The organism is Candidatus Poriferisodalis sp., from assembly GCF_965203655.1.
GTDB lineage: Bacteria > Actinomycetota > Acidimicrobiia > Acidimicrobiales > Poriferisodalaceae > Poriferisodalis.
Genome location: NZ_CBDBDD010000008.1, coordinates 95,765 through 111,057 on the forward strand (window position 1 = coordinate 95,765; position 15,293 = coordinate 111,057).

Consider the following 15,293-nt stretch of genomic DNA (forward strand, 5'->3'; position numbering starts at 1 on the left):
CGAGACTGACGCCGTGGCAGAGGGCAATTCGTCCACCCCGAACGAAACCGTCATCGCGCTCGCCGCTGATCACGCCGGCTGGGAACTGAAGGACCGCCTGGCGCAGCACCTGCGCGACGGCGGCTACGACATCGTCGACTTGGGCACGAACAGTCCCGAATCGGTCGACTACCCCGATTTCGGCGAGGCCGTCGGCGAGGCCGTAGCAAGCCAGACGGCAGATCTCGGTGTGGCCGTGTGCGGCAGCGGCATCGGCATCGCGATGGCCGCTGGCAAGGTGGCCGGCATCCGTGCCGCCACCGTGCACGACGAGACATCGGCCCGGCTCGCCCGCGAGCACAACGACGCCAACGTGATCTGCCTCGGCGCTCGCCTGCTGGATCACGCCGGGGCGGTCGCCGCACTCGACGCGTACCTCGCTGCGGCGTTCGAAGGCGGACGGCATCAGCGACGCGTGGACAAGATCGACGCACTCGGCCGGCGCTGAGACTGTGTGGCGCCCGACGGCGCAACGAGGCACACCGCGCCCACGACGGGCATTGCAAGGAGACACAGCTTGATGACCCGAAAGCACCCCACAGCAGCGAGCTGGGCGCCGCTCGGCGATCCCGAGATCGATGCCGTGCTGGCGGCCGAACTCGAGCGCCAGATGACGACGATCCAGCTCATTGCCTCGGAGAACTTCGCATCGCCCGCCGTCATGGCAGCGACGGGCAGCGTGCTCACCAACAAGTACAGCGAGGGCTATCCCCGTCGCCGCTACTACGGCGGCAATGCCAACGCCGACACGGCCGAGCAGCTCGCCATCGACCGCGTGAAGGCGCTCTTCGGTGCCGAGCACGCGAACGTGCAGCCCCACTCGGGATCACAGGCCAACGCCGCGGTGTACCTCGCACTGCTCGACATCGGCGACACCGTGATGGGCATGAGCCTCGACCACGGCGGGCACCTCACCCACGGGTCGCCGGTCAATGCCAGCGGCAAGCTCTACAACTTCGTCAGCTACGGCCTGACACGCAGCGACGAGCGCATCGATTACGAGGCCATGGCCGAGCTGGCCCGCGAGCACCGGCCCAAGCTGATCGTGGCTGGCGCCACGGCGTATCCCCGCCGCATCGACGCGGCGCCGTTCCGGGAGATCTGCGACGAGATCGGCGCAGCATTCATGTTCGACGCAGCGCACATCGCCGGTCTGATCGTGGGGGGCGTGCATCCCAACCCGGTCCCGCACGCGGACATCGTCACGTTCACGACCCACAAGACCATGCGCGGGCCGCGCGGCGGAACGATCCTGTGCACCCAGGAATACGCGAAGCGCATCGACTCGGCGGTCTTCCCGGGCAGCCAGGGCGGGCCGCTCGATCATGCGGTCGCTGCCAAGGCGGTGGGCTTCGCCGAGGCCGCCCGTCCCGAGTTCGCGGCCTACCAGGCCCGCATCGTCGAGAACGCTGCGGCGCTCGCCGACGTCCTCGGCCAGCACGGCTTCCGGCTGGTGTCCGGTGGCACCGACAATCACCTGCTGCTGATCGACTTGCGCACGTTCGATCCTGATCTCACCGGCAAGGTCGCGCAAGAAGCCTTGGATGCTGCAGGCATCACGCTGAACCGCAATGCGATCCCCGACGATCCCCGCTCGCCCTTCGTGACCAGCGGCTTGCGCATGGGCACCCCATCGGTCACCACCCAAGGCATGGGCCCCGCCGAGATGGCCCAGATCGCCGAGTTCACCGCCCGAGTGCTGCGCGCCCCCGACGACGAGGCCACCATCGCCCAGGTGCGCGCCGAAGTCGCCGAGCTCTGCGCTGCTCACCCGCCCTACGAAGACTGACACTCGTAGCCTGTGCGCATGGCACGCGGCTCCGCCGGCGGCAACGGCAGCGATGACGGTTTGGCCAAGGCCATCGAGATCGTGGTGACGCCAGCCATATTCGCAGCGGCGGGCTTCGGGCTGGACCGATGGTGGGACACCGGACCATGGCTCGCGCTGAGCTTCGGCGTGACTGCGTTCGTTGTGAAGCTGCTTGTCGAGTGGTACCGCTACGCCGAGCGCATGCGGATCCACGAGCAAGAGATGGCCTCAAGCCGTCCTTCCAGGCGGCGGGGCATCGATCGCGATGCCGGCATCGACGAACCGGCATCGCTGCCGACAGGAGTGTCGCTCGAAGCTGACGCCGACTCGCCCGCGTGAATCCCGAACGCGACGAACGCTCCCCGGAATGGCGCATCGCGTTGGACATGGCGCGGCGGAGTCTGTGGGTTTTCCCGGCTTGGGTTGTCGTCAGCGGATTGTTCTGGGGAATGGGCGGGGCGTTCTCGTCGGCACTTGGCTATGCGCTGGTCATCGGCAATCTTGCGGCGGCTGCAGCGCTCATGGCTTGGGGTGCGCGCACGTCGCCGGTCGCGCTCATGGGGGCCACGCTGGGCGGCTTCATCGCGCGTCTTGCAGTGCTCGCCGGCATCGTTCTGGGTGCCAGTCAGCTCGGCTTCTTCGAGCCTGTGCCCATCGCGATCACCATCATCGCGAGCCATCTCGGTCTGCTTGTGTGGGAGATCCGCTATGTTTCCCTGCGGCTCGCAGCCCCAGGCCTTGATCTTCAACGTCCCGGCAAGGAGCAGAAGTGAATTTCCCTGACATCGGGCACCTCTTGGAGTGGCCGAACATCCTGCCGGGTCTCGACGACACGGTGTTCGCGCTGAACAAGGTCGGCATCATCTACCTCTTCGCCTTCGTGGCGCCGGTGGTGATGTTCGTGATGGCGAAGCGTCGCTACGACCGGGCGGAAGTCATCACTGCCCCCCGCGGCATCCAGACCGTGGCAGAGACTTCGGTGCAGTTCATTCGCGAGAACATCATCATGCAGTCGATCGGCCCCGATGGCCTGCGTTACCTGCCGTTCTTGCTGACGATGTTCTTCTTCATCCTGTTCTCGAACATCACCGAGGTGGTCCCCCTCATCCACTTCCCAGGCAACGCGCGCATGGCGATGCCACTAGCGCTCGCGATCTTGGTCTGGCTGGTATTCAACGGCATCGGCATCAAGCACCACGGCTTCTTCGGCTACCTGAAGAACGTGGTGATCCCGCCAGGCGTACCGAAGGCGCTGCTTCCGCTGGTGGCGCTCATCGAGTTCGTCTCGACGTTCTTTGTGCGGCCCTTCTCGCTGGCGGTGCGGCTCTTCGCGAACATGCTTGCCGGCCACCTGCTGCTGGTCACGTTCGCTGTGCTGTCTCACACTGTGTTCTGGCTGGCGCTCACCGACAGCACGCCCACCTGGCTGGTCATCATCACGCCGGCACCGTTCTTGATGCTGATCGGGCTCACGGCCTTCGAGATCCTGGTCTCAGTGCTGCAGGCGTTCATCTTCACCATCCTCACCGCTGTGTACATCGGCGGCGCACTGCACCCAGAGCACTAATCCGACGGCCGCAGCCGCGGCCCAATCCACAGATCCCCACAAACAGTTCCCGAACAACAGGAGAGACGAGTGATCGAATTGCTCGCACAAGCGGACAACGCGGTCGACGGCCTCAAGGCTGTCGGCGCCGGTTTGGGCTACGGCCTTGCGGCCATTGGCCCCGGCGTTGGCATCGGCCTTGTCGTCGGCAATGCCATCACGGCGATGGCGCGCCAACCCGAATCAGCAGGCATGGTCCGCACGACCATGTTCCTGGGCATCGCGTTCACTGAGGCATTGGCCCTCATCGGTTTCGTGGTGTTCATCCTGCTGAACTTCGCGTAGGAGGCGGCAGTGAACACCGCTGTAGCAGGGGGACTGCTCACCGCCTCGAACCCGATCATCCCCGAATGGTTCGAGGTGATCTGGGGTTCGATTGCGTTCTTTCTCCTTCTCATCGTGATGTGGAAGCTCGCGATCCCGCCGATCAGGCGGGCGATGGAGGCGCGCACTGAGCGCATCCAGGGCGACCTCGACGCCGCGGCTACTGCCAAGACCGAGGCCGAGGAGCTGCGTGCGACCTACGACGCTCGCCTGGCCGAGGCCAACGCGGAAGCGGCGCGCATCATCGAGGAAGCACGTGCGCAGGCCGAGGAAGTCCGCCAGGAGCGGCTCGCAGCCATCGAGCCTGAGATCGCCGAGCGACGTGCGCAGGCCGAGGCCGACATCGTGGCCGCCCGTGAGCGTGCCATGGCCGAGGTGCGCGCTGACATCACTTCGATCGCGGTAGGTGCCGCCGAGCAGGTGGTGATGGCCAGCATCGACGAGGCGGCGCACGCCCAGTTGATCGAGGATTACATCGAGCGGGTGGGGAACTGAGCCGCCCCGCCGCAGGTTCCCGCCCTCGCCAGCAGCACCGCGTTGGCTGCAACGGCAGGCGGTGGACCCCCACAGGAGTTGAACTGATGATCGGGATCGACCGATGAGCGAGCGAACCGAGGGCTACGCAGGTGCCGTGGTAGCAATCGCCCAAGCCGAAGATGTGCTCGACCGAGTCACCTCTGAACTGGCGTCGGTGGGACGGGCTGCATCGGGCAACGAAGAGTTGCGCCGCGTGCTGTCGGATCGCACGGTGCCGGCGTCACGTCGCATCGGCATCGTGGAAGACCTGCTGGCCGACCAGGCGTCGCCGGTCACCCTGAATGTGGTGGCGATGCTCGTAGGCGCCGGCCGAGGCGGCGACCTTGAGGCCATAGCAGCCGAAGCGCTGGAACTGGCCGCGGCCACGCGAGGCGAGGCGGTGGCCGAAGTCCGCTCGGCAGTCGCGCTCACTGACGAGCAGATCGCCCGGGTGGCCGAGGCGCTGAGCGGTGCCAGCGGCCGCAACGTGACCGTCCATGTCGTAGTGGACCCTGAGATCCTCGGAGGACTGACCGCCCAGATCGGCGACACAGTTTTCGACGGCTCGGTTCGCACCCGGCTCGACCAGATGAAGGAGCGCCTGTCGTGACCGACTTGAGCATCAATATTGGCGACATCACCTCCGCGATCCGCCGGAATCTCGAAGGCTTCGATCCTTCGATCGAATCCGGCACTGTCGGACGCATTCTCGAGGTCGGCGACGGCATCGCCCGCGTCTCGGGACTGCCCGGCTGCTCGGTGAACGAGATCCTCGAGTTCCAGAGCGGCGATGTCGGCTTGGCGCTGAACCTCGACGAGGAGTCGATCGGCGCCGTCGTGCTCGGCAGCGTCGAGCACATCGAGGAAGGCCAGGCAGTGCGGGCCACGGGCCGCATCCTGTCGGTGCCGGTCGGCGACGCCGTGCTGGGCCGCGTCGTGAACGCGCTCGGCCAGCCGATCGACGGCCAGGGCGAGATCACCGGTGCCGTCGAGCGGCGCATGGAGATCCAGGCGCCCGGCGTGATGGGCCGCAAGCCGGTGCACGAGCCGCTGCAGACGGGCATCAAGGCCATCGACTCGATGACACCCGTCGGGCGGGGCCAGCGCGAGCTCATTATTGGCGACCGCAAGACCGGCAAGACATCGGTTGCCGTCGACACGATCCTGAATCAGGCCGGCTTGGGCGTGAAGTGCATCTACGTCGCCATCGGGCAGAAGGGCTCGACGGTTGCGCAGGTGGTGAACACGCTGCGTGAGCGTGGTGCCATGGAGTACACGGTGGTGGTCTCGGCGCCTGCGTCAGATCCGGCGCCGTTCAAGTACCTGGCGCCGTACGCGGGCTGCGCCATGGGCCAGCACTGGATGGAGACCGGCGACCACGCCCTCATCGTCTATGACGACCTGTCCAAGCAGGCCGAGGCCTATCGCCAGCTGTCGCTGCTGCTGCGCCGGCCGCCTGGGCGCGAGGCCTACCCGGGCGACGTCTTCTACCTGCACAGCCGGCTGCTGGAGCGTGCCGCCAAGCTGTCCGATGCCAACGGCGCGGGCTCGCTGACGGCGCTGCCGATCATCGAGACAAAGGCAGGCGATGTCTCGGCGTACATCCCGACCAATGTGATCTCGATCACCGACGGCCAGATCTACCTGCAGGACGACCTGTTCAAGTCCGGCGTGCGGCCGGCGGTGGACGTGGGCATCTCGGTGTCGCGGGTGGGATCTGCTGCGCAGACCAAGGCCATGAAGAGCGTGGCCGGCACGCTCAAGATCGACCTCGCCCAGTTCCGCGACCTCGAGGCGTTCGCCACGTTCGGTTCCGAGCTCGACGCCGTGTCAGCGGCGCAGCTCGGCCGCGGCTACCGGCTGGTGGAGCTGCTCAAGCAGGGGCTCAACTCGCCGATGCCCGTCGAAGAGCAGGTGGTCGTGATCTATGCGGGCACCAACGGCTACGTCGACAGCATCGAGGTCGACGACGTCAACCGCTACGAGGAAGAGCTGCTGGCCTACATGAGCACCCGCCACAGCGCATTGATGTCGGACATCCGCTCCACCGGTGATGTCGATTCTGCGGCGCTGCAGGCAGCCGTCGAGGCATTCACTGCCCAGTTCGTGAGCACAGCCGACAGCACGGCCGATGCCGCCGACGGTGCGGCCGCAGAGGACTGAGCGGGGACTGAGCACCGATGGCAAGCGGTCAGGAGCGCATTCTTCGGCGTCGCATCAGGTCGATCGACGCCACCAAGAAGATCACGCGCGCCATGGAGCTGATCGCTGCCTCACGCATCGTCCGAGCCCAGGCCCGAGTGCGGGCAGCACGGCCCTACAGCGACAAGGTCACCGCGGTCATCGCCAACTTGGCGTCCGCCGGCGGCGAAGCCGACCACCCGTTGCTGCGCGAGCCGGCCGAGGTGACCAAGGTCGCCTACGTGGCCATTGCTGCAGACCGCGGCCTGTGCGGCGGTTACAACAACAATGTCCTGCGGGCCACCGAGCGGGCCATCGCTGCCGACGCAGCGGAGGGCCGTGACTACGAGCTGGTGCTGTCGGGGCGCAAGGCGCTCGGGTACTTCCGCTTCCGCAACTACCGCATCGCGGCGGGTTTCGAGGGCTTCAGCGACCAGCCCAGCTACGCCGACGCTCAGCAGGTAGCTGCGGCGGCGACCGAGCTGTTCGAGAACGGCTGCCAGCGGGTCATGCTGGCGTACACCCAGTTCCACTCCATGGGCAATCAGTCGGTGGCGATCGTGCCGTTCATGCCGCTCGACACGGGTGACTTCGACGAAGCGGACGGCGCCGAGGACTCGGGGGGCGGCCCCGAGGGCGGTTACGAGTTCGAGCCCGAACCCGCCGTCATCCTCGAGCGGCTGCTGCCGCGCTATGCCGAAGCCCGGCTCTACTCGGCACTGCTCGAAGCCTCGGCGTCAGAGCATGCAGCCCGCCAGCGCGCCATGAAGGCAGCCACCGACAACGCCGAAGAACTCAAGATCAACCTGACGCGCATCATGAACCGTGCCCGCCAGGACGCCATCACCACCGAGATCATGGAGATCGTCGGTGGCGCCGAGGCGCTCGCGCAGACCGGCGGTGAAGTCGACCTGCTCTCCGACACCATCGAAGCCCGTACTGCGGACTTGTTCCGTGCACGCGAGTAACCCCACCGAACCTCCGCTCTGCTCGAAGGAGTGACAGACATGACGATGACCGAAGAGAGAACTGCGGGAGACGCCGCCGAGCACGCCGATGGCCGCGTAGTGGCCATTGCCGGGCCGGTCGTCGACGCGGAGTTCCCGCCCGGCGAGATTCCCGAGATCAATACCGCCGTGGAGATGCACGTTGAGCTGGAGGGCCAGCCGGTCACGATCACCGGCGAGGTCGCCCAGCAGATCGGCGACAACCGCGTCCGCATTGTGTCGATGAAGGCCACCGACGGGTTGACACGCGGCATGGCGGTCATCAACACCGGCCAGGGCATCACCGTGCCGGTGGGCGACGGAGTGCTCGGGCACATCTTCAACGTGCTCGGCCAACCGCTCGACGGCGCCGACGTCACCGAGGACATCGCCGACCGCTGGGAGATCCACCGCCCCGCACCCGCGTTCGACACCCTGGAGCCCAAGGCCACCATGTTCGAGTCGGGCATCAAGGTCATCGACCTGCTCGAGCCCTACGTGGAGGGCGGCAAGATCGGCCTGTTCGGCGGTGCCGGCGTGGGCAAGACGGTGCTCATCACCGAGATGATCAACCGCGTCGCCTCCCAGCACGGCGGCGTGTCGGTGTTCGCCGGGGTGGGGGAGCGCACCCGTGAAGGCACCGACCTCTACCTCGAGATGGAGGAATCCGGCGTGCTCGAGAAGACGGCGCTGGTCTTCGGGCAGATGGACGAGCCGCCGGGCGTCCGGCTGCGCGTGGCGCTGTCGGCGCTGACGATGGCCGAGTACTTCCGCGACGTGCAGGGCCAGGAGGTGCTGCTGTTCGTCGACAACATCTTCCGCTTCGTGCAAGCGGGCTCAGAGGTGTCCACCCTGCTGGGCCGCATGCCCTCTGCGGTGGGCTACCAGCCCAACCTCGCCGACGAGATGGGCGAGCTGCAGGAACGCATCACCTCGACGTCGGGCCACTCGATCACGTCACTGCAGGCCGTGTACGTGCCCGCCGACGACTACACCGACCCGGCGCCGTTCACGACCTTCACGCACCTCGACGCGACCACCGAGCTGAGCCGGCAGATCGCCTCGCTGGGCATCTACCCGGCCGTGGACCCGCTGGCGTCCACCTCCACCATCCTCAGCCCCGAGGTGGTGGGCGATCGGCACTACAACGTGGCGCGGCGCACCCAGGAGATCCTGCAGCGCTACAAGGAACTGCAGGACATCATCGCCATCCTGGGCCTCGACGAGTTGTCCGAGGAAGACCGCATCACCGTCGACCGGGCCCGCAAGATCCAGCGCTTCCTGAGCCAGCCGTTCTTCGTGGCCGAAGTCTTCACGGGCCTGCCGGGCATCTTCGTGCCGGTCTCGGAGACCATCGAGTCGTTCGAGATGCTGTGCAACGGCGATCTCGACGACCTGCCCGAGCAGGCGTTCCTCAATGTCGGCAACGCCGAGTCGGCGATGGCCAAGGCCCGCGACCTGGCGCAGGCCGGGGCCTGAGGGCCGGCACCCCAAGAGACGGATGCAGGTCGAGCCCGATGCAGGTTGAACTTGTCTCGCCCGAGGCGGTGCTGTTCAGCGGCGAGTGCAGCCAGGTAGTGACGCGCACGGTCGACGGCGACATCGCTTTCCTGGACCACCACGCCGCCTTCATCGGCGCGCTCGATATCGGGCAGACCCAGCTCTGGGCATCCGACGGCATCGTGACGCTGGCGCTCAACCGCGGCTTCGTGGAAGTCAGCAACAACGTGGTGACGATTCTCAGCGACGCTGCGTACGCGGCCGACGAGATCGACGTCGCTGCTGCGCAGGCTGACCTCGAAGCAGCCCAGGCGGCAGTCGCGGCCGACGCCGACGATGACGAGGCCAAGGCCGCACTGGCCTGGGCCGAGACACGCATCGCAGTTGCCAGCGCCGTCTGAGCGCCGTCGCCGTATCTTCCCCAGCCGACAGGCGTCGCCGCTGATCGCGGCTTGGCCGTGCGCCCCGGAGAATGTCGTGGCGACGGCGTAGTGCCTGCAAACATGTGAGCGTCCTGTCGCAGCCCGGAAAGGACTTCTCATGATCGAGCCCTCTGGCCAGTTCATCCTCAACACCTTCATGTTCTTGGTGTGGGGTGCGCTGATCATGTGGATGGCCGCCGGCTTCACCATGCTCGAGGCCGGCGCCGTCCGCACCAAGAACGCGTCGATGATCTGCCTGAAGAACATCGGCATCTACTCGATCGCCGGTCTCGCGTTCTATTTCCTCGGCTACAACCTCATGTACGTCGACGTCGGCGACCTCTGGGGTTCGTTCACGTTCCTGTACGGGCCGAGCGGCGACGAGCTGGCCTTGCTGGACGGCGCCGCCGCTGCCGAGGAGGCAGTTGCCGCCAACGGCTACTCGGTCATGTCGGACTGGTTCTTCCAGATGGTGTTCGTGGCGACCGCGGCATCGGTGGTCTCGGGGGCAATCGCCGAGCGCATCAAGATGTGGTCGTTCTTCGCGTTCACGCTGATCCTGACTGCCATCATCTACCCGATCGTGGGGGCGTGGACCTGGGGCGGCGGCTGGCTGTCCCAGCAGGGCTTCCAAGACTTCGCAGGCTCGACGATCGTGCACAGCACCGGCGGCTGGGCAGCCCTGGCCGGAGTGCTGGTGGTGGGCCCGAGGCTCGGCAAGTTCCGCAAGGACGGCTCGGTGAGACCGACGCCGCCGTCGAACGTGCTGATCGTGACGCTGGGCGTCTTCATCCTGTGGCTCGGCTGGTTCGGTTTCAATGGCGGATCGCAGCTAGCGCTGGGCAGCGTGTTCGACGCAGTCGCCATGAGCAACGTGCTGGTCAACACCAATCTGGCCGCAGCGGCCGGAGTGGTTGCAGCTTTGGCGGTCTCGCGCAGCTTGCTCGGCCGCATCGACCTGTTCGCGGGGCTCAACGGCGCTCTCGGCGGATTGGTGTCGATCACTGCGGGGCCAGACATCACCGAGCACTGGTGGGCGATCATCATCGGTGCCATCGGCGGCGTGATCTGCACGGCCGCCATCAAGGGTCTCGAGCTGATCAAGGTGGACGACGTGGTCGGCGCCATCCCGGCCCACCTCGTCTGCGGCATCTGGGGCACGCTGGCAACCGCGATTGCTGCCGGTGCCCAGTTGCACATTCAGCTGCTCGGCATCGTCTCCGTCGGCGCCTTCGTGTTCATCGCATCGTTCATCGTCTGGAAGATTCTGGACCTCGTGATGGGTCTGCGAGTCTCCAAGACGGTAGAGCAGCTTGGGCAGGATTCGGGCGAACTCGGCATCGAGGCCTACCCGGAGTTCGTGCTGATGCCCGAGGACTTCGACGAATAGCCGCGCCCGCTAGATCAGCCTCGGAGGTGGCGCAGCTCGGTGGGGCTGTCGACGGCTCGGTAGTAGCAGCCAGGGCGGGAGTTGCCGTTTGCGTCGCGGGTGTGGCACGCGCCGCCGCCGTCGCGCCGCACCCGGTACAGCAGCGAGTTCTGCTCGCAGTTCACACGCACCTCGACAAGCGAGAGCGTGTCGCCTGAGGTGGCGCCCTTGTGCCAGATCTCGTTGCGCGACGTGGAATAGAGCACGGCGCTGCGTCGCTCGAACGTGAGCCGCAGTGCTTCCTCGTTGGCATAGCCGATGAACAGCACGTCGCCGCTGTCAGCATCCTGCAGCACGACCGGTACGACCTGGTGGCCGTCGCGGCCGATCTGGGCCACTTTGCCGAAGTCGATGCGGGCGGTCGTGCCTTCTTCGAGTTCGTTGTGCGCGGGGGCGTTCTGGCTATCGGGCATGGCTCAGGTGAAGTCCACCGCGGCGTAGGCGCTGAGCTTGTCGATGTCGTGCGTGGCCTTGATGTGGCGTACGGTGCCGCTGCGGGAGCGCATCACGAGCGAGTCGGTGGTGGCACGATGCGCCGTGAACTTCACGCCCTGCAGCAGTTCGCCGTCGGTGATGCCGGTCGCGGCAAAGAAGACGTCGTCGGATTGGACGAGATCATCGATGTGCAGCACCTGATCGAGGTCGTAGCCGGCAGCGACCGCGGTCTGGCGCTCATGGTCGTTGCGGGGCCACAGCCGGCCCTGCAGCTCGCCTCCGAGGCACTTCAGCGCCGCTGCCGAGATGATGCCTTCGGGCGTGCCGCCGATGCCGAACAGCACGTCTGTCGAGTCGCTCGCGGCCGCGGAGATGGCGCCGGCCACATCGCCGTCGGGAATGAGCCGAATGCGAGCGCCGGTCTCGCGGATCTCCCCGATCAGCTCGGAGTGGCGGTCGCGGTCGAGCACCACGGCGGTGAGGTCGCGCAAGCCCTGCCCGGTGGCCTCCGCGATGGCTCGCAGGTTCTCTGCGGGCGACCGGTTCAAGTCCACCACGCCCTTGGCGTCGGGACCGACGGCGATTTTCTCCATGTAGACGCATGGGCCGGGATCCAGCATGGTGCCGCGCGGCGAGACAGCGATCACCGCTATGGCGTTGCCCCTGCCCAGCGACGTCAGCGTGGTGCCGTCGATCGGGTCCACCGCGACATCGGTCAGGGCCCCGGTACCGTCGCCGATCAGCTCACCGTTGAACAGCATCGGCGCTTCGTCCTTCTCGCCTTCGCCGATCACGACGATGCCGTCCATGGGCACCGTGGAGAGCACGACCCGCATGGCGTCCACCGCAGCGCCGTCAGCGCCGTCTTTGTCGCCGCGTCCCATCCAGCGTGAGGCAGCCATGGCCGCAGCCTCGGTGGTGCGCACCAACTCGAGCGCCAGGTTGCGGTCGGGAGCTTGCCGGGAGAGATCCGGATGGTCGCGGCCGCGATCGCCGAAGGACCTGCTTTTGCCATTCATCGCCGCCGACCCTAGAGGATGCGCGGAGAGACAAGCCTTCTGATTAAGCCTCGGCGGTAGCTTCGCCCCGGTGACCAGCGCTTCGACTTCGTCGGCTCGCGCCGACCTCGCCGTCGTCGGGGCGGGCATCATCGGCTTGGCCACAGCGCACAGGTATCTGGCAGACCATCCGGGAAGCCGGGTAGTGATCTGTGAGGCCGAGGAGCGGCCGGCGCTGCACCAGACCGGACGCAACTCCGGCGTGCTGCACTCGGGCGTGTACTACCGGCCGGGGTCGGCCAAGGCCTCGCTGGCGGTCGCCGGGCGCAGCTCCATGGTCGAGTTCTGCAGGGAACGGGGCATCGCGCACGAGGTGTGCGGCAAGGTCATCGTGGCGGTGGACAGGTCCGAACAGGAGCGGCTGGCAGCGCTCGCCGAGCGTGCAGCGAGCAACGGCGTCGCCGCAAAGCTGATTGACGCCCGTCGCCTCGCCGAGCTCGAGCCCTATTGCTCTGGCGTGAAGGCGCTGCACATCCCCAGCACCGGGATCGCGGACTACGGGGCCGTGTGCAGCGTCCTCATTGCCGAGATCGAAGCCGCAGGCGGCGAACTGCGGACCTCGACGAGGGTGGTCGAGATCAGCGAAACCGCCAATGGCGTGCATGTCGCCACTACGACGGGCGATCTGGAAGCGGCGTGGCTCGTGAACTGCGCTGGCCTGCGATGTGACCAAGTGGCAGAACTGGCGGACGCGGCGGATGGTTACCGGATCGTCCCGTTCCGCGGCGAGTACTACGAGCTGGTGCCGGAGCGCTCGCACCTCGTGAACAACCTGATCTACCCGGTGCCCGATCCCAGCTTCCCGTTCCTCGGAGTACACCTGACTCGGATGATCGACGGCACGATCCACGCCGGCCCCAACGCGGTGCTCGCACTGGCCCGAGAGGGCTACCGCTGGGGCGACATCAGCAGGGCACAGCTGCGCGAGCACGTCACCAATCGCGGCCTGTGGCGACTCGCCCGTCGCTACTGGCGCACCGGAGCGGGGGAGGTGTGGCGCTCGCTGAACAAGGCAGCGTTCACCCGGGCGCTGCAGCGGCTGGTGCCCGACATCGAAGTCGACGATCTCGTGCCCTCGCCCGCCGGCGTGCGTGCCCAGGCCATGGATCCCGCAGGCGAACTCGAGGACGATTTTGCGGTCACAGTCGCCAGCCGCAGCACCCATGTGCTGAACGCCCCGAGTCCGGCAGCCACCTCGAGCCTGGAGATCGCCAAGATGATCGTCGATCAGATCGACGGCTGAGATTCGCCGCCGCGTTGACGACGCCCGGTGCCGGATGCGGGCATCAGGTCGCCGACTCAGCCCTCACACGCAGTGCAGCGAGACCGCATTGGTATCGCGTTTCCGCCAGACGGTGCTGTCACCCGTCAGCCGGCCTGTCTCGACGGCCGCCATGTGGGTGACCAGCAGCGGCACCAGCGTGTCGAACTCGGCGAATCTCTCGGCGGCTTGCTCGGTTTCGCAGACCATCAGCAAGGGCACGTGACGTCCCACGGCCGCACACTTGCGGTACGTCCTCATCTTCTCGATGACCTCAGAAGGGCTGGTGGCGCTGCGCTCGTACTCGAGGCAGTGGGTGCCGGCGCCGAGAGGTCCGTCGGCAACCAGCACCACGAGGTCGGGCCTGATCTGGGTGACGCCGGGCACGTTGATCTCCCCCCTCCAGCCCACGAATGCTGCCGCGCCTTCGGCGGCGAACTGCAGTACCAGTTGGTTGACACCATCGTCGTGGTGGCGCTGTCTGTGCCGGAAGGCGGGCAGCAGGTATGCGCCGTGTCGCCGGATGAGCGCAGACGCCAGCAGTCGACTGACATTGGCAGCTCGCCGCAGACCCTGCTCGGTGAGATAGCAGCGGCCATCGAAACGATCGATGAGTCCGACCTCGACGAGCCTGGCGAGTGCGTCGTTGACGCTCCGCTGCGAGGCGCTCAACATGCGGCTGAGCTCGCGTCCTCGCATGGCCGGGAATTGGGCGACAGCCATGAATGTTGCGTAGGTGAGGGAATCGGTGATGGCCACGGTGTCGGCGTTGATGCGCCGCCAGCGCCTCAGTTGCTCTGCCCGCCCCGCTGCCACCGGCGTGACCGGATCATCGACCCGATCACGGGAGGGGCGCAGTTCGACCGGATCGCCCCAGAGTCCGTCGGGGGTGCAGATCAGCGGCCGGGCGCCGCGAGCGAACTCGCGCTGCGCCAGGTGGGCCGCCCACGAGTCCGCAGCCAGCATCACCTGCGCGGAGGGCGTGGCTTCGTATTCGGGGTCACCGTAGAAGACACGATCGACAGCTCGCTCGTGCGCATCGTGCTCGCTCGCGTAGGCGTCAAGGCCCCAGAAGCGATGGGCTCGCTTGCGGCGCAACGCCCTCTCGGTGGCGTGCAGGCCGACGTAGGTGAACGTGACCCAGTAGTGCTCGCCGTAGTGCGCGACGGCATGAAACCAGCCGCCGTAGCGCAGCAGGCGAAAGTCGGTCATGCCGATATCGAGACGGTCGGCAGTGTCGCTGTCGGGTACGCGCAGCCAGCCTGAATGCAGCAAGCCCGGGGCGAGCCGGTAGAGCGGCTCCAGCGCAGCCAGTCGCCGCACGCCGGTACGCACGCCTCGCGCGGTGGCTGTCCACGGCAGGTGCTCACGAGGTTCCGACGTCGGCGCGTTGACTGGCAGGCGGTCTGAGAAGGGCGTCATCGGTGGATCGCAGTCCCTCGTAGTGTGCACGCCATCGTGGGCGTAGAGAGCTTGAGCGGCTTGGTTCGTGACGAACCAGCGCTGCTGGCGGGCTTCGGTCATCCCCACGCTCATGCACTCGATCCAGCCTGTCTGGCGCAGCGAGCCCAGCCGGGCCCGCACCCGGCGCTCGTCGTCAGCGAGGATCGGTGCCAAGTTCGGGACACTCACCAAGGGCATGCGTCCGATGATTCGGACCAAGCGCTGATCGGCGGCACTGAGCAGGCTCGCCGACGCTCGATCGGTTTCGGCTGGCACCCCGAGG

17 protein-coding genes are annotated in these 15,293 nt (G+C 66.9%); 14 read left to right on the forward strand and 3 right to left on the reverse strand.

Annotated features, from left to right (window positions below; translation table 11 throughout):
- Nucleotides 1-13 precede the first annotated feature (13 nt).
- The 13 genes from rpiB (at nt 14) to ACOGW9_RS09125 (ending at nt 10,774) form a co-directional block, all read left to right on the forward strand.
- Nucleotides 14-487: a ribose 5-phosphate isomerase B gene (rpiB, locus tag ACOGW9_RS09065; RefSeq protein ID WP_419910449.1), complete on the forward strand. Its 474-nt coding sequence runs from the start codon at nt 14-16 to the stop codon at nt 485-487.
- Nucleotides 488-559: 72 nt separating this feature from the next.
- On the forward strand, nt 560-1,828 hold the full coding sequence (gene glyA / locus ACOGW9_RS09070; RefSeq protein ID WP_419910451.1) for a serine hydroxymethyltransferase: 1,269 nt from the start codon (nt 560-562) through the stop codon (nt 1,826-1,828).
- Nucleotides 1,829-1,846: 18 nt separating this feature from the next.
- Complete coding sequence (locus ACOGW9_RS09075) at nt 1,847-2,188, forward strand: AtpZ/AtpI family protein (protein WP_419910453.1); 342 nt, start codon at nt 1,847-1,849, stop codon at nt 2,186-2,188.
- Nucleotides 2,185-2,622 (forward strand): ATP synthase subunit I, encoded by a 438-nt coding sequence (locus tag ACOGW9_RS09080; protein WP_419910454.1) that lies wholly within the window; start codon nt 2,185-2,187, stop codon nt 2,620-2,622. Before ACOGW9_RS09075 ends, ACOGW9_RS09080 begins: the two co-directional genes overlap by 4 nt.
- The gene (gene atpB / locus ACOGW9_RS09085; protein ID WP_419910456.1) at nt 2,619-3,416 is read left to right on the forward strand and encodes a F0F1 ATP synthase subunit A; all 798 of its coding nucleotides are present in this window, start codon (nt 2,619-2,621) and stop codon (nt 3,414-3,416) included. Before ACOGW9_RS09080 ends, atpB begins: the two co-directional genes overlap by 4 nt.
- 69 nt (nt 3,417-3,485) lie before the next feature.
- A complete protein-coding gene (gene atpE / locus ACOGW9_RS09090) occupies nt 3,486-3,740 on the forward strand; it encodes an ATP synthase F0 subunit C (protein ID WP_419910458.1) in 255 nt (84 codons plus the stop codon).
- A gap of 9 nt (nt 3,741-3,749) precedes the next feature.
- Nucleotides 3,750-4,274, forward strand: a complete 525-nt coding sequence (gene atpF / locus ACOGW9_RS09095) for a F0F1 ATP synthase subunit B (RefSeq protein WP_419910460.1) — start codon at nt 3,750-3,752, stop codon at nt 4,272-4,274.
- A 103-nt stretch (nt 4,275-4,377) separates the two neighbouring features.
- Nucleotides 4,378-4,905 carry an ATP synthase F1 subunit delta gene (gene atpH / locus ACOGW9_RS09100; RefSeq protein ID WP_419910462.1) on the forward strand — a complete coding sequence of 176 codons (528 nt, stop codon included), beginning with the start codon at nt 4,378-4,380 and terminating at the stop codon, nt 4,903-4,905.
- Nucleotides 4,902-6,458, forward strand: coding sequence for a F0F1 ATP synthase subunit alpha (gene atpA / locus ACOGW9_RS09105; protein WP_419910464.1), 1,557 nt, complete (start codon nt 4,902-4,904; stop codon nt 6,456-6,458). Before atpH ends, atpA begins: the two co-directional genes overlap by 4 nt.
- 17 nt (nt 6,459-6,475) lie before the next feature.
- Nucleotides 6,476-7,444, forward strand: coding sequence for a F0F1 ATP synthase subunit gamma (locus ACOGW9_RS09110; protein ID WP_419910466.1), 969 nt, complete (start codon nt 6,476-6,478; stop codon nt 7,442-7,444).
- A 39-nt stretch (nt 7,445-7,483) separates the two neighbouring features.
- A complete protein-coding gene (gene atpD / locus ACOGW9_RS09115; RefSeq protein WP_419910468.1) occupies nt 7,484-8,941 on the forward strand; it encodes a F0F1 ATP synthase subunit beta in 1,458 nt (485 codons plus the stop codon).
- A gap of 38 nt (nt 8,942-8,979) precedes the next feature.
- Complete coding sequence (gene atpC / locus ACOGW9_RS09120; protein ID WP_419910470.1) at nt 8,980-9,363, forward strand: ATP synthase F1 subunit epsilon; 384 nt, start codon at nt 8,980-8,982, stop codon at nt 9,361-9,363.
- Nucleotides 9,364-9,502: 139 nt separating this feature from the next.
- Nucleotides 9,503-10,774 (forward strand): ammonium transporter, encoded by a 1,272-nt coding sequence (locus ACOGW9_RS09125; protein WP_419910472.1) that lies wholly within the window; start codon nt 9,503-9,505, stop codon nt 10,772-10,774.
- 14 nt (nt 10,775-10,788) lie between these two features.
- Here the strand turns inward: ACOGW9_RS09125 and ACOGW9_RS09130 are convergent, their stop codons facing one another.
- Complete coding sequence (locus tag ACOGW9_RS09130; protein WP_419910474.1) at nt 10,789-11,226, reverse strand: phosphoribosyl-AMP cyclohydrolase; 438 nt, start codon at nt 11,224-11,226, stop codon at nt 10,789-10,791.
- A gap of 3 nt (nt 11,227-11,229) precedes the next feature.
- Nucleotides 11,230-12,267, reverse strand: a complete 1,038-nt coding sequence (gene glpX / locus ACOGW9_RS09135) for a class II fructose-bisphosphatase (protein ID WP_419910476.1) — start codon at nt 12,265-12,267, stop codon at nt 11,230-11,232.
- Nucleotides 12,268-12,337: 70 nt separating this feature from the next.
- Between glpX and lhgO the strand changes: the two genes are divergently transcribed.
- Nucleotides 12,338-13,549 (forward strand): L-2-hydroxyglutarate oxidase, encoded by a 1,212-nt coding sequence (gene lhgO, locus ACOGW9_RS09140; protein WP_419910478.1) that lies wholly within the window; start codon nt 12,338-12,340, stop codon nt 13,547-13,549.
- A 63-nt stretch (nt 13,550-13,612) separates the two neighbouring features.
- Here lhgO and ACOGW9_RS09145 read toward each other — a convergent pair whose 3' ends face one another.
- On the reverse strand, nt 13,613-15,208 hold the full coding sequence (locus tag ACOGW9_RS09145) for a replication-relaxation family protein (protein ID WP_419910480.1): 1,596 nt from the start codon (nt 15,206-15,208) through the stop codon (nt 13,613-13,615).
- Between the last annotated feature and the right edge of the window lie 85 nt (nt 15,209-15,293).

Bases quoted from the DNA above. Each gene is read 5' to 3' on its own strand.
- atpC (WP_419910470.1), top strand. From the start codon at position 8,980: ATGCAGGTTGAACTTGTCTCGCCCGAGGCGGTGCTGTTCAGCGGCGAG.
- atpD (WP_419910468.1), top strand. From the start codon at position 7,484: ATGACGATGACCGAAGAGAGAACTGCGGGAGACGCCGCCGAGCACGCC.
- atpH (WP_419910462.1), top strand. From the start codon at position 4,378: ATGAGCGAGCGAACCGAGGGCTACGCAGGTGCCGTGGTAGCAATCGCC.
- ACOGW9_RS09125 (WP_419910472.1), top strand. From the start codon at position 9,503: ATGATCGAGCCCTCTGGCCAGTTCATCCTCAACACCTTCATGTTCTTG.
- glyA (WP_419910451.1), top strand. From the start codon at position 560: ATGACCCGAAAGCACCCCACAGCAGCGAGCTGGGCGCCGCTCGGCGAT.
- glpX (WP_419910476.1), bottom strand. From the start codon at position 12,267: ATGAATGGCAAAAGCAGGTCCTTCGGCGATCGCGGCCGCGACCATCCG.
- ACOGW9_RS09145 (WP_419910480.1), bottom strand. From the start codon at position 15,208: ATGCCCTTGGTGAGTGTCCCGAACTTGGCACCGATCCTCGCTGACGAC.
- ACOGW9_RS09130 (WP_419910474.1), bottom strand. From the start codon at position 11,226: ATGCCCGATAGCCAGAACGCCCCCGCGCACAACGAACTCGAAGAAGGC.
- ACOGW9_RS09110 (WP_419910466.1), top strand. From the start codon at position 6,476: ATGGCAAGCGGTCAGGAGCGCATTCTTCGGCGTCGCATCAGGTCGATC.
- ACOGW9_RS09075 (WP_419910453.1), top strand. From the start codon at position 1,847: ATGGCACGCGGCTCCGCCGGCGGCAACGGCAGCGATGACGGTTTGGCC.